Genomic DNA, 13,097 nt, shown 5'->3' with positions numbered 1-13,097 from the left:
ATTAATAACCAGGGCAATCAACAACCAAAAGCAAAGCATTTTTGTTAAAAATGGACCATCACATTTTTGGGGATCTCAAAAACAGCGTATTTTGATCAAGGATATAAAAACATACAGCGACGTCAACCGGAACGACCCCATGAAAAGTTTCGGCATTTCCCGTATGGAGGACATCCACGACAAACACGGTGGGAAACCTGATGCGCCCCATCGCCACAATTATTATACGGTGCTCCTGGTCCAAAAAGCAAAAGGTCAGCATTTTATTGACTTCAAGGGATTTGAACTGAAAGACGGACAGGTCTATTTCATCGCGCCGGGACAAGTGCACCAGATTCTGGAAGCCGAAAAATCATTTGGTTATTCTATGGTTTTTTCCACCCAGTTTTTGGTGGAAAACCACATTCCACTCAGCTTTATTGAAGACCTCAACCTTTTCAATGATTACGGCGACAGTCCGCCCCTCCAGCTCGATGATGAAATGTTAAAAAGCCTTTCGGGTTATTGTGAACAGATCATCCGTTTTTATCATTCCGACGACAAGTTCAGGGATGCAGCCATCGGTTCTATATTAAAACTATTCCTGATCGGATGCAATAATGTTTGTACCGTACCACGCAATCACCCTCAGCAGATAGAGTCGGGTAACTCCATCCTCAGGCAATTTAAGACCCTGGTCGAAGACCACTTTACCGAGTGGCATGCCACTTCCCAATACGCGGAAGTGCTGAATATCAGTCCGGATCACCTCAACCGGACCGTCAAATCCCTGATCGGAAAAACCGCCAAGGAATACATCCAGTCGAGAATCACCACCGCTGCCAAACGTATGCTTTATTTCTCCGGGCTTTCCACCAAGGAAATCGCCTACGAACTCGGATTCTCCGAACCGGCTCATTTCAGTGCTTTTTTTAAGAATTGCAGCGGCATGTCCCCTTCACAGTTCAAAAAAAACCGCTGATATCGGATTTTTATAATTCTTCCCCGTTTTATCGTATTTCCCGGTACTGTTTATTGCCGCACCTTTGCAGTGAACAAAATGACAATGACATGGATCGAAAATCATTTATCCGCAAGACATTCCTGACAGGCGCCCTAGGTACAATCGCGCCGGCAGTGTTTAAAGCCAGGAACGTGGTACTTAAAAATTCCGATTACGACCAGCTGATGAAACAAGTGGGTTTTAATCATTTACCAAACAAAGAGGAGAAAACCATGAATACAATATTGCATAAAGCCGAAACCCGTGGCCACGCTAACCACGGCTGGCTCGATTCCAGACATACTTTTAGTTTTGCCAACTATTATAATCCGCAAAGAATGCACTTTGGGGTACTCCGTGTGTTGAATGACGATTCCGTAGCCAACGGCAGAGGATTTTCTACCCATCCCCACGACAATATGGAAATCATCTCCATTCCCCTGGAAGGAGACCTGGAGCACAAAGACAGCATGGGGAATGTAGCTACCATCAAACAAGGTGACATCCAGGTCATGAGTGCCGGCACAGGAGTATTTCATAGCGAATACAACAAAAATCAAGACAAGGAAGTAAAGTTCCTCCAGATATGGGTGTTTCCCAATAAAAAACAGGTGACGCCACGTTACGACCAGATCACCCTGGATCCGGCAAAACTGAAAAACAATTTGCACCAGATCCTTTCTCCGAATCCGGAGGATGAGGGCGTCTGGATACACCAGAACGCCTGGTTTCACATGGGAATATTTGACAAGGGAGAAAGCCAGACTTACCCATTCAAAGATCCTTCCAATGGCGTTTATGCTTTTTTACTTGATGGCGCAGCGACCATCGAGGGACAGCCATTGCAAAAAAGAGACGGCTTTGGGGTATGGAATACCGATAAAATTGAAATCACCGCCAATGAAAAATCCAGGATTCTTCTGATGGAAGTTCCCATGGAAATTGGAGGTTAAACCAGCAATAATTGACTTTTTTATTAATAAAACAAACAAACAAACAAATAATGAACTCATTAACCATGACAAAATGGGCTATCGACCCAACGCACTCTGAAGTAGGTTTTAAAGTAAAGCACATGATGATCTCCACCGTTAAAGGACATTTTGAGTCTTTTGACGTGAATGTGGAAACTGAAGGAGATGATTTCAATAACGCATTCATAGAGGTATCCATCGATGTGGATTCCATCCGCACCAAAAATGCGGACCGCGATGCGCACCTGAAATCAGACGATTTCTTCAATGCCGAAGCCTACCCTCAGATCACCTTTGTTTCCAAAGGTTTCAACGGATCAAAGCTGACCGGCGACCTTACCATCCGGAACATCACCAAAGAGGTGACCCTCGACGTGGATTTCAACGGCATAGCGTTGGACCCTTACGGGCAGACAAAAGCCGGTTTTGAGATCACCGGGGAGATCAACCGAAAAGAATTTGGCCTGAAATGGGACGCCATTACCGAAGCCGGAAGTATCGTTGTTTCTGACAAGATACAACTCGTCATCGATGCTCAATTAATCCGAGAAGCATAATTAACTTGCTGATACAGCGTCTTTAAGAACAACCACATAGCGGATAACAGTTGCCTGTTATCCGTTTTTTAATTTTGATACATTAGATTGCTTTAAAATTGGTGGGGAAACAAAATTAGTTCTGTGTTGCGCCCCTGAATATGGGCAGGACAGGAAGATAAAATGGATTATTTCAATCCTTTTTTTAGGGAGGAGGCCCGGGCAATAACCGGAGTTTCCAATTCAATCCCCTGATTTTTTGGAAAATCATTTACCATGCCTGATTCAATTAACTCAAGGGCTTTGCGGACGGCAATTTTTCCCATTTCCGCCGCAGGATGACTAACGGTGGACAACTGGGGTTCAATAATCAGGGAAATAGGATCATTGTTGAATCCAATGATGGCCAATTCTTCCGGAATTTTCACTCCGACTGATTTTGCATATTGAATGGCACTTACCGCGGCAGTGTCGTTAGCCGAAAAAATACCATCAGAGGGATTGGGTAATTCAAGTAAATATTTAGTCAAACTAATGGCTTCGTCTGCACTCAATAATATGCCTTTCAAAATCAGGGATTCATCCACAGGCAATTGATGCTGCTTCAAAGCATCCAAATATCCTCTTAACCTTTCTTTGTAAATAGCCTGGTGAGAAGCCCCACTCAAATGGGCAATACGCCGGCAACCCTGTTCGATCAAGTGTTCCGTTGCTTTAAAACCGGCAGTATAATTATCAATAGCCACTTTATGGCATTCCAGGGTTTCAGGAACCCTGTCCACAAAAACTACCGGAATATTATTTTTGAAAAACGGAGTGAAATGGTCATAGCTTTGAGTTTCCATCGCAAGAGACACTACCATGCCGCTTATCCTGCTGTCAAACATAGCTTTTAAATCATCTACTTCGTCTTCGAAATTGTCATGAGACTGAGTGATGATTACCTGGTAACCTGCTGCCCGCGCTGCTTCTTCTACCCCATGGATCAAGGAAGAAATAAAAGGTCTGTTGATCCACGGTACCAACACTCCGATGGTATGGGTCTGCTGGTTGCGGAGGCTTGCCGCTAATCTGTTAGGACGATACCCCCTTTTTTCCGCTAGCTCTTTAACGGTCTTTATCGTCTTTTTACCTATACTGGGATGTTCCTTCAAGGCTCTCGAAACGGTTGATGCAGATACTTTCAACTCCTCGGCAAGGTCGTGAATGGTGATGGTTTTGTTTTTTTTCATATCGGAAGTGTTCAGGTGCGACCAGGATGTACTGGTAGCCCGCAACCAGATTGCAAAAATATTTAAAAACCCGAAGGAATAGACCTTAAAGGCTTACTTTACTTAAGCCAGGTTACAATATTTTTTATACCCTGCTTCTAAAGTAAGTTACTCCAACATTTTCCTGGATATCAAGGCTTTTAAAATATGCTAAAATTAACACAATCGATTGTTTCTGCGAAATTATTTTTCTTATCTTGCAGATTGGACACAAATTTTCGGATCTGTTATATTATTATAGAAAATAACACCTCTCAGACAATGTTTCTATGAATATCTCCATAAACAAAACGCTTATTTCCATTTGTCTGATCCTTTTTCTCGGGCAGTTTATAAGGGCAGAAAGTGGGTATAATCTATGGCTTCGGTACACCCCTGTTTCCGATGCGGCCCTGCTCAGACAGTACAGGAATCAAATCCCCGGCTTTACCGTTTTAGGCCAATCTCTTACCCTGGAGGCAGTACGAAAAGAGCTAAAAAACGGTTTGTCAGGCATTTTAGGTGTCCCCGTCATGGAATATCCTGTCCTTTCTGCGAAAAAGGGGCTCAGCGTGGGAAAGGCAAGCGACTTACAATTCCTTCCCGCCGACATGAAAGCCGGACTGAAACAGTTGGGCAAAGAAGGTTTTCTCATCTACAACCTTGAAAACAAAAACATAATCATCACCGCCAATGAGGATATCGGTGTACTCTACGGCGTTTTTTATCTCCTGAAATTGCTGCAAACCGAAAAAGATATCTCCCACCTGAATATTTCCAATACCCCAAAGCTGGACCTGCGACTGCTGAATCACTGGGACAACCTCGACCGGACCGTAGAAAGAGGTTATGCGGGCTTTTCCATTTGGGACTGGCATAAATTACCTGACTACATCCATCCAAGATACATTGATTATGCTAGAGCCAATGCTTCTATCGGCATCAACGGCACCGTACTCACCAACGTAAATGCCAACGCACTCGTCTTAAGGGACGATTACCTGGAAAAAGTAAAAGCCCTGGCAGATGTCTTCCGCCCCTATGGCCTGAAAGTCTATCTGACCGCCCGCTTTAGTGCTCCGGTGGAGTTGGGAGGACTGAAAACCGCTGATCCCCAAGACCCCAAAGTCCGACAATGGTGGGTGGACAAGGTCGCTGAGATTTATGCCCTCATTCCTGATTTCGGAGGGTTTCTCGTCAAAGCCAACTCGGAAGGACAACCCGGGCCTCAATCCTACAACCGGTCTCATGCCGATGGAGCCAATATGCTCGCAGATGCCGTGCTTCCTTTCGGTGGAGTAATCATGTGGCGGGCTTTCGTTTACAGTGAACACAAACCCGACGACCGGGCGATGCAGGCCTACGATGAATTCAACCCCCTGGACGGTACTTTCAGAGAAAATGTTTTCATCCAGGTCAAAAACGGGGCCATAGATTTCCAACCCCGTGAACCCGCTCATCCCCTCTTTGGAGCCATGCCCCAAACGTCCCTGATGATGGAATTCCAGATCACCCAGGAATATCTTGGCCAGGGCACCCACCTGGTTTACCTGGCCCCCATGTACAAAGAGGTCCTGGATTTCGACATGTTCACCAAAGGAAAAGGATCAACCGTTGGCAAAATAATCGACGGCTCCGTTGAACCGCACAAAAAGACAGGGATTGCCGGAGTGTCCAATATCGGAAATGACATCAACTGGACCGGGCATCCATTCGGGCAGGCCAACTGGTATGCCTTTGGCAGGCTTGCCTGGGACCACGACCTGTCTTCAGAGGCCATCGCCGAAGAATGGCTGCGCATGACCTTTTCCAACGAAAAAAGCTTTGTTGCCGACATAAAGAAGCTCATGCTTGATTCCCATGAAACCTGCGTGAATTATATGACTCCCCTTGGCCTTCACCATATCATGGGGGCGGGTCACCACTATGGCCCCGGGCCCTGGGTCAGTGACATGCCGAGAGCCGACTGGACCTCCGTTTATTATCACAAAGCAGATGAAAAGGGCCTCGGTTTTGATCGCACCCCCGATGGTAGCGGAGCAACAGCACAGTACGCGGCTGAAGTCGCCAAAATATTTTCTTCCCTTGAATCTTGTCCTGAAAAATACTTGTTATGGTTTCACCATGTTCAATGGACTGAAAAAATGGCATCAGGAAGGACCCTTTGGGAAGAACTCTGCTACCGGTATGACGATGGGGTCAATGGCGTGAAGAAAATGCGTGATACATGGGCAAAACAAAAAAAAATTGTAGATGAAGAGCGATACAAGCAGGTAGATATGCTTTTGAAAATACAAGAAAAAGAAGCAACTTGGTGGTGTAATTCCTGCCTGTTATACTTCGGGCAATTCTCAGGGCTGGAACTTCCCGAGGATTTAATAGCGCCCGAAAAAGAACTTGAATATTATAAAAATCTGTCGTTTCCCTACGCGCCGGGAATACGCCCCAGATGGTAGATTATCATGACAAAACGAAAAATAGCAATTGTTACCGGCGAGGTACTAAAAGTGGACGGCGGCGTTTCTATTGGTTTCTAAAAAATAACAAAATGATTCGACTGGAACAAATGATGCGATGGTTCGGCCCAAGTGATCCGGTTACCCTTGCGGACATTAGACAGGCCGGTTGCACCGGTGTGGTTACGGCCCTGCACCACCTTCCCTACGGCACCGTCTGGACCGTAGAGGAAATTGAAAAACGGAAGCAGATGATCGAATCGGAAGGGCTTACCTGGACCGTGATTGAAAGCCTTCCCGTTCACGAAGACATCAAACAACAAGGAGGCGACTGGCAACAGTATATAGAAAACTACAAAACAAGTCTGCGCAATGTCGCCGCATGTGGATTGAAAGTGGTCACCTATAATTTTATGCCTGTTTTAGACTGGGTAAGAACGGATGTGGCCTACAGGCTCCAAAGCGGAGCCATCGCCCTCCGGTTTGAGCGGGTCGCATTCGCTGCCTTTGACCTGTTTATCCTTCGACGCCCCGGAGCAGAAAAAGATTATTCTGAAGCGGCGATCCGCCAGGCCGAAGAATGGATTGAACGCCACGGAGAGGAAGGCAAAGCAAAACTCAGCAAAAATGTATTACTGGGACTCCCGGGAAGCGACGAAGCGTTTACCATGCCCCAGTTGCTAGCCATGCTGGCAGATTACCACGATATTGATCGGGCAAAGTTAAAACAACACCTTTTCCACTTCCTTCGAGAGGTAGTTCCCGTTGCGGAAGCCGAAGGGTTAAAAATGGCCATCCATCCGGATGACCCTCCGTATCCTGTTTTGGGCCTGCCGAGGATTCTCAGCACCGAACAGGATACTGAAGAACTGCTGGCGGCTGTACCCTCACCTGCCAATGGACTTTGTTTTTGTACGGGTTCTTATGGCGCCAGGAAGGATAACGACATCATCGGTATGATGAGAAAATTCGGCGATCATATTCACTTTTTACACCTGAGAAATACCAAAAGGGACGAGGAAGGCAATTTCTTTGAAGCCAACCACCTGGAAGGTGATACGGATATGGTAAGAGTGGTGATGGAGGTTCTCAAACTTATGAAGCGCACCGGCCGGTCCATCCCCATGCGCCCCGACCACGGTCACAGAATACTCGATGATCATAACAAAAAGACCTATGCCGGATACCCTGCTCTCGGAAGGCTCAAAGGACTGGCCGAACTCCGTGGCCTTGAAACGGGACTACTCTTTTCAGGAATAGAGCTATAAACTTATTTTCTGAAACCATTTGAACCTTTTGAAACAAAAAAACAATTCAATACCACTAAATACTCGTATCAAAAATGAAAAATCTGACCAAAACCTGCTTCGTATTAGTGATTTCCCTTTTGTCTGTCCAATTCGCAAAAGCACAGGCAATCAAATATCCTTTCCAGAATCCTGAACTTTCTTTGAACGAAAGGGTTGAGGATCTTATCTCGCGAATGACACTTGAAGAAAAAGTCGGTCAGCTACGATATGACGCATCGGCAATCGAGCGGCTGGGCATTCCCCAATACAACTGGTGGAACGAATGTCTTCATGGTGTGGCCCGTAACGGTCGCGCTACAGTGTTCCCACAGGCGATAGGCATGGCAGCCACCTGGGATACCGATCTCATGGTAAACATTGGCGATGCTATCGCCATTGAAGCAAGAGCCAAATACAATGCAAGTGTTGCGATGGATCGCCGGGAACGCTATCAGGGACTCACCTTCTGGTCGCCCAACGTCAACATTTTCCGCGACCCGCGCTGGGGGCGTGGACAGGAAACCTATGGCGAGGATCCCTACCTCACTTCCCGCATCGGGGTTGCTTTCGTCAGAGGACTCCAGGGAGACAATCCTGATCATCTCAAAGTTGCGGCCATGGCCAAACATTATGCCGTACACAACGGCCCGGAAAAACTACGCCATGAATTCGATGCCAAAGTAAGCCAAAAAGACCTGTGGGAAACTTACCTGCCCGCTTTTGAAGCTCTCGTCAAAGAAGCCCATGTTGAAGGTGTCATGGGGGCATACAACCGAACCAATGGTGATCCCTGTTGCGCCCATCCATACCTCATGCAGGAAGTGTTGCGTAAGCAATGGGGGTTTAAAGGCTATTTCGTTTCCGACTGCTGGGCCCTGACTGATTTTTTTGAAGGGCATCATATTTCAAAAGACTCCCGGGAAGCAGGAGCACTGGCGCTCAACACCGGTTGCAACCTCAACTGCGGCAGCACCTACCGCGAACTGCTGGAGTCTATAAAACAGGGACTGACCACCGAGGCAGCGGTGGATGACAACCTCAGGGAATTGCTGCCCACCAGGTTCCGCCTGGGCTTATTCGACCCTAAAGGTTCCAGTTATCTTGATTTCATCGGACCTGAAATGATCCACAGTGAGGAGCACGTCAGGTTATCCAGGGAAGCCGCTGTTAAATCAATGGTGTTGCTTAAAAACAAAGACAACACCTTACCACTTGACAAAAACATCAGACGTGTGTTTGTCACAGGACCAATGGCCACACACATGCAGGCGCTGTTGGGCAATTATTATGGTGTCAGTGAAAATATATCCACCTTCCTTGAAGGGATTGTAGGCAAGGTAAACCCGGCCACATCTGTCCAGTATAGCCAGGGAGCACTATTGGATGAACCGAACAGAAATCCGATGGACTGGTTTTCCGGCGAAGCTGCTGAATGCGATGTGACAATTGCCTGCGTGGGCATTTCTCAGTTGATTGAAGGTGAAGAAGGAGAATCCATCGCCTCCCGGCACAACGGAGACCGCGAGGACATCGGCCTGCCTCAAAACCAGATCGATTTTCTCAAAAAAATCCGTTCCAAAGCCGAAAAACTGGTCGTGGTTATGACGGGAGGAAGTGCTATCGCCTGCAAGGAAGTATATGACATGGCAGATGCCCTGCTTTACGTCTGGTATCCCGGTGAACAGGGAGGCAATGCTGTGGGAGATTTATTATTCGGGGATGCCGTTCCCTCGGGGCGCTTGCCGGTAACTGTACCTTATTCTGTTGACGATCTTCCTCCTTTTGAAGATTATGCCCTGGCCGGTCGCACCTACCGGTATATGGAAAAAGAACCTTTGTTCCCGTTTGGTTTCGGGTTGAGTTATACCACTTTTGAATACAGTGATCTCAAACTAGATAAGAAACAGGTGAAAAACGGAGAAAGCGTTCAGGTACAGGTGACGCTTTCCAATACAGGTAAATATAAAGCAGATGAGGTTGCCCAGTTGTATATCACGGATGTCGAAGCCTCCGTCAGTTTACCTAAATATGCCCTTAAAGGATTTAAGCGGGTTTCCTTACAACCTGGAGCCTCCCAGACCGTATCTTTTGAAGTCACCCCGGAGATGATGCAGATGATTACTGAAACAGGGGAACATAAAATTGAATCCGGGCAATTCAGAATTTCTATCGGAGGGTCCATTCCTTCCCAGAGAAGTCTGAATTTAGGGGCTACTACATTTAAGGAAGCAACTTTCAGAGTGGAGTAATCGGAAATGGTTTAGATATTCATTAAATTTGGTGTTCCCGCTGCCTCCTTTGTGAAGCAGCGGGAACACTGCGTTTTGGACTAATACCCGGGTGAAGTGCATTTTGAAATGGAACAGGCCGGAAAACCGAGTCGCTGGAATACTTTACGCGCATTACGTGTAATAATTCAATTTGGACTTGAAAATGCCACTAATAATTTGGTTCTTTAGATCCAAATTATTATTTGACCGAAATTAATCCATTTTTTTCATTAAGGTTGCAGTCGAACCAGGTTTTAGGAACAAAAAAAAGTATGATCGATTAGACCAATAAAAAAGCAATTTCATGCAGAACACACAAAAAATATCCGGAGGGTGGCCGCTTTCGCTTAAGTATGTCCCATTTTTTATTTTATTATTATTCATTTGGGGTTGTCAATCAGCCGCTGAAAAAAATCTCTGGTTCATTGATTGTGACAAAGGAGATTTTGATCAGTGCGGTTACGTAGATGCCGCCGGCAACATCAAAATCAATTACGGAAAATATCCTTTGTGTTTTACCGATACCTTTAAAACCTATGCCATCGTGTTGCGCCCAGGTATAGGATATATTGGAATCAATAAAAAGGAAGAAATTTTGTACAAGGTATTAACTTATGACAACGGCCCTGATTACGCAGAAGATGGTTATTTTCGTATTATTGAAAACCTGAAAATCGGATACGTGGATGTCGCAACGGGCCAGGTAAAAATTCCGCCAACTTTTACGGCCGCTATGCCTTTTCACAATAAATATGCCCCGGTTTGCCCGGATTGTATCATTCAGAAGGATGGCGACTACAACCGGTGGGTCGGCGGAAAGTGGGGATTGATTGATAAAAAAGGAAAAATCGTTGTGGAACCTAAATTTGATGATATTGTAGAGATCGGAGCCGACAACCGGGTAAAGGTCAGAGAAGGAATTTATGAAAAATGGATTGACATAAAATAATACTATAATAAAAAAGAACGTGAACCGATTTATACTGTTGCTGGTGCTTTTACTTTTTACGAACCTCTCGCAGGCTCAGTGCCTGATCACCGGAGCCGATCTGTCCTATGTCAACACCATCGAACAGAACGGCGGTATTTACAAAGATGAAAGCGGGGTGAATGTGGATCCTTATGAATTTTTCGCTCAAAAAGGAACCGGGATGATCAGGCTCCGCCTTTGGCACACCCCGGAAAATTTCACCAGTGCAGGAGGCAACCCGATCACTTCTTCCAACCTTAGCGACGTGTTGTATGCTTCCCAACGGGCTGTGCAAAATGGCATGGACCTCAACATTTCCATCCATTACGGTGATTATTTTAATGACCCGGGCAAACAACTCAGGCCGGCAGCCTGGCAAGGGCTTACCCAAACCACCTTACTGGATTCGATCTACCGGTACACCTATCACGTTTTGGAAAAACTGTATGAACAAAATACCGTTCCTGCCATAGTGAGCATCGGCAATGAAACCACCTACGGATTTATTGACGCCTCCAGTCCCACCAACGGATTTTCCTGGCCCGCCGATGCGGAAAAATACAATGCCGGGCTCAGTGCCGTGGATGATTTCAACCAGCAATACAGCCAAAATGTCAAAAAGGCCGTGCATTTCACAGAATCAACAGCCTCCTGGCTTGCCGGTTTATTTGAAGATAAGGGCGTGACCAATTTCGATGTCATAGGCGTTTCCTATTATCCTAATTTTTCGCCCAACACCGATCTCCAGGAACTGGGGCAGTTGATCTCCAACCTGGTCAACTCAACGGGCAAGGAAGTCATGATCTTTGAAACAGGTTTCATCTGGACCACAAGCAACGGAGACAGTTACGGCAATTTTATGGGCAACAACGGCAACGTTCTGAACTACCCGGTCAGCCCCGACGGACAAAGGTCCTTTTTACTGGACCTGGCCGCCACCGTTTATGAAAACGGGGGAACCGCTGTTTTTTACTGGGAGCCCGCCTGGATTTCCTCTGGCATGTATGATCTTTGGGGACATGGGTCTTCCTATGAAAATGCAAGCCTTTTTAAATTCAACAATAACAATTCTGCCTTGCCTGGATTTGACTTCTTTGACTTTTGTTCTCCAACAGCCATGAATGAACCGCCTGAAGCGGAAAGAGTCCTTGTTTTCCCCAACCCATCAAATGGGGTATTTCAAATAGAGAGCAAAGCCCCCCTGTCTGCCTGGGAGTTGTATGATATTACCGGAAAGTTGACCCATTCAGGCCAATTTGACCCTTCCTCCGGCAGTTATTCTCTTTGCCTGGAGAACCGATTGAAAGGATTATATTTTCTTCATCTTTTGACTTCAAAACATAAAAATATCATGACTAAAGTGGTCTTTCTGGCCGTTCATTAAAACATAAACCATTATGCAATATAAAGCTGAAACACCCGATTCCTACGTGGAACAAATACCGGAAGAGCGCAAGGAAGCCTTCAACAAACTGAGACAAACCATTCTCGCTAATTTACCCTCCGGATTTAAGGAAGAAATGAATTATGGTATGATCGGATATGTAGTCCCGCATTCCATCTATCCAAGCGGGTATCATTGCGACACTAAACTGCCCCTTCCGTTCATGAATATTGCTTCCCAGAAAAATTTTGTGGCGCTCTACCACATGGGCATCTACGCTAACCCGGAACTGTTGGATTGGTTTGCCACCGAGTACCCAAAACATTCGAAAACGAAACTCGACATGGGCAAAAGTTGTATCCGCTTTAAAAAACCCGACCAAATGCCTTTTGAACTGATCGGGGAGCTGGCTGGCAAAATGACTGTCGCGGACTGGATCTCTGTTTATGAGGCCAATTTCAAAAAGTAATGAAGAGATAAAACTTCTAAACCCATCCCTCTGCGGTGAGCTGGTTATAATGAGCAGTGGGTTTTTTATTTTGAAATTTTGTGGCTTGTTTTTTGATTTTTGAAAGTTGCGAGGAACGAGCCTGTACTTGTTTTATCTTGACTTGGCACAAAACAAGCCAATCCTGAACGTCCCAAAATCCTCCAAATCCTGATCCTGACAGAGAAAAAACCGGGCAGGAGCCCTATACTTTTATCCGTGTACAACCTGGAGGTTGTAACGAGCAATATTTGTTTTTTTTTTGACTTGTTTTGAGAATTGATTTTTGACTTTTGTGCTTTGCGAGGAACGAGCGGTTAGCTGGTTATAATGAGCAGTGGTTTTTTTATTTTGAAATTTTGTGGCTTGTTTTTTGATTTTTGAAAGTTGCGAGGAACGAGCCTGTACTTGTTTTATCCTGACTTGGCACAAAACAAGCCAATCCTGAACATCCCAAAATCCTCCAAATCCTGATCCTGACAGAGAAAAAACCGGGCAG

Annotated in this window: 10 protein-coding genes; 9 read left to right on the top strand and 1 reads right to left on the bottom strand. The window is 45.7% G+C overall.

Annotated features, from left to right (window positions below; translation table 11 throughout):
- The first annotated feature begins 139 nt into the window (after positions 1-139).
- The 3 genes from H6571_16890 to H6571_16880 all read left to right on the top strand — a co-directional run bounded on the left by H6571_16890 (position 140) and on the right by H6571_16880 (position 2,513).
- Positions 140-961, top strand: coding sequence for an AraC family transcriptional regulator (locus H6571_16890; protein ID MCB9325417.1), 822 nt, complete (start codon positions 140-142; stop codon positions 959-961).
- An 89-nt stretch (positions 962-1,050) separates the two neighbouring features.
- Entirely contained in the window at positions 1,051-1,935 is an 885-nt protein-coding gene (locus tag H6571_16885; GenBank protein MCB9325416.1) for a pirin family protein, read from the top strand.
- Between the two features lie 50 nt (positions 1,936-1,985).
- Positions 1,986-2,513: a YceI family protein gene (locus H6571_16880; protein MCB9325415.1), complete on the top strand. Its 528-nt coding sequence runs from the start codon at positions 1,986-1,988 to the stop codon at positions 2,511-2,513.
- Between the two features lie 167 nt (positions 2,514-2,680).
- On the opposite strand, the gene H6571_16875 is transcribed toward H6571_16880, so the two are convergent.
- Complete coding sequence (locus H6571_16875) at positions 2,681-3,724, bottom strand: LacI family DNA-binding transcriptional regulator (protein MCB9325414.1); 1,044 nt, start codon at positions 3,722-3,724, stop codon at positions 2,681-2,683.
- A 308-nt stretch (positions 3,725-4,032) separates the two neighbouring features.
- On the opposite strand from H6571_16875, the gene H6571_16870 reads away from it, so the two are divergent.
- From H6571_16870 to H6571_16845, 6 genes are all read left to right on the top strand, one after another.
- Positions 4,033-6,198, top strand: a complete 2,166-nt coding sequence (locus H6571_16870) for an alpha-glucuronidase (GenBank protein MCB9325413.1) — start codon at positions 4,033-4,035, stop codon at positions 6,196-6,198.
- A 92-nt stretch (positions 6,199-6,290) separates the two neighbouring features.
- Positions 6,291-7,466: a mannonate dehydratase gene (gene uxuA, locus H6571_16865; protein ID MCB9325412.1), complete on the top strand. Its 1,176-nt coding sequence runs from the start codon at positions 6,291-6,293 to the stop codon at positions 7,464-7,466.
- A 74-nt stretch (positions 7,467-7,540) separates the two neighbouring features.
- On the top strand, positions 7,541-9,736 hold the full coding sequence (locus H6571_16860) for a glycoside hydrolase family 3 C-terminal domain-containing protein (protein MCB9325411.1): 2,196 nt from the start codon (positions 7,541-7,543) through the stop codon (positions 9,734-9,736).
- Positions 9,737-10,061: 325 nt separating this feature from the next.
- Positions 10,062-10,706 carry a WG repeat-containing protein gene (locus H6571_16855; protein ID MCB9325410.1) on the top strand — a complete coding sequence of 215 codons (645 nt, stop codon included), beginning with the start codon at positions 10,062-10,064 and terminating at the stop codon, positions 10,704-10,706.
- 19 nt (positions 10,707-10,725) lie between these two features.
- On the top strand, positions 10,726-12,111 hold the full coding sequence (locus H6571_16850) for a glycosyl hydrolase 53 family protein (GenBank protein ID MCB9325409.1): 1,386 nt from the start codon (positions 10,726-10,728) through the stop codon (positions 12,109-12,111).
- 13 nt (positions 12,112-12,124) lie between these two features.
- On the top strand, positions 12,125-12,580 hold the full coding sequence (locus H6571_16845; protein MCB9325408.1) for a DUF1801 domain-containing protein: 456 nt from the start codon (positions 12,125-12,127) through the stop codon (positions 12,578-12,580).
- Positions 12,581-13,097 lie beyond the last annotated feature (517 nt).

This window comes from Lewinellaceae bacterium, assembly GCA_020636105.1.
Classification (GTDB): Bacteria; Bacteroidota; Bacteroidia; order Chitinophagales; family Saprospiraceae; genus BCD1.
Note: the sequence above shows the minus strand (reverse complement) of the source record. Positions and strands in the feature narration are given on the sequence as shown.

Bases quoted from the DNA above. Each gene is read 5' to 3' on its own strand.
- H6571_16845 (MCB9325408.1), top strand. From the start codon at position 12,125: ATGCAATATAAAGCTGAAACACCCGATTCCTACGTGGAACAAATACCG.
- H6571_16890 (MCB9325417.1), top strand. From the start codon at position 140: ATGAAAAGTTTCGGCATTTCCCGTATGGAGGACATCCACGACAAACAC.
- H6571_16885 (MCB9325416.1), top strand. From the start codon at position 1,051: ATGGATCGAAAATCATTTATCCGCAAGACATTCCTGACAGGCGCCCTA.
- H6571_16880 (MCB9325415.1), top strand. From the start codon at position 1,986: ATGAACTCATTAACCATGACAAAATGGGCTATCGACCCAACGCACTCT.
- H6571_16870 (MCB9325413.1), top strand. From the start codon at position 4,033: ATGAATATCTCCATAAACAAAACGCTTATTTCCATTTGTCTGATCCTT.
- uxuA (MCB9325412.1), top strand. From the start codon at position 6,291: ATGATTCGACTGGAACAAATGATGCGATGGTTCGGCCCAAGTGATCCG.
- H6571_16860 (MCB9325411.1), top strand. From the start codon at position 7,541: ATGAAAAATCTGACCAAAACCTGCTTCGTATTAGTGATTTCCCTTTTG.
- H6571_16875 (MCB9325414.1), bottom strand. From the start codon at position 3,724: ATGAAAAAAAACAAAACCATCACCATTCACGACCTTGCCGAGGAGTTG.
- H6571_16855 (MCB9325410.1), top strand. From the start codon at position 10,062: ATGCAGAACACACAAAAAATATCCGGAGGGTGGCCGCTTTCGCTTAAG.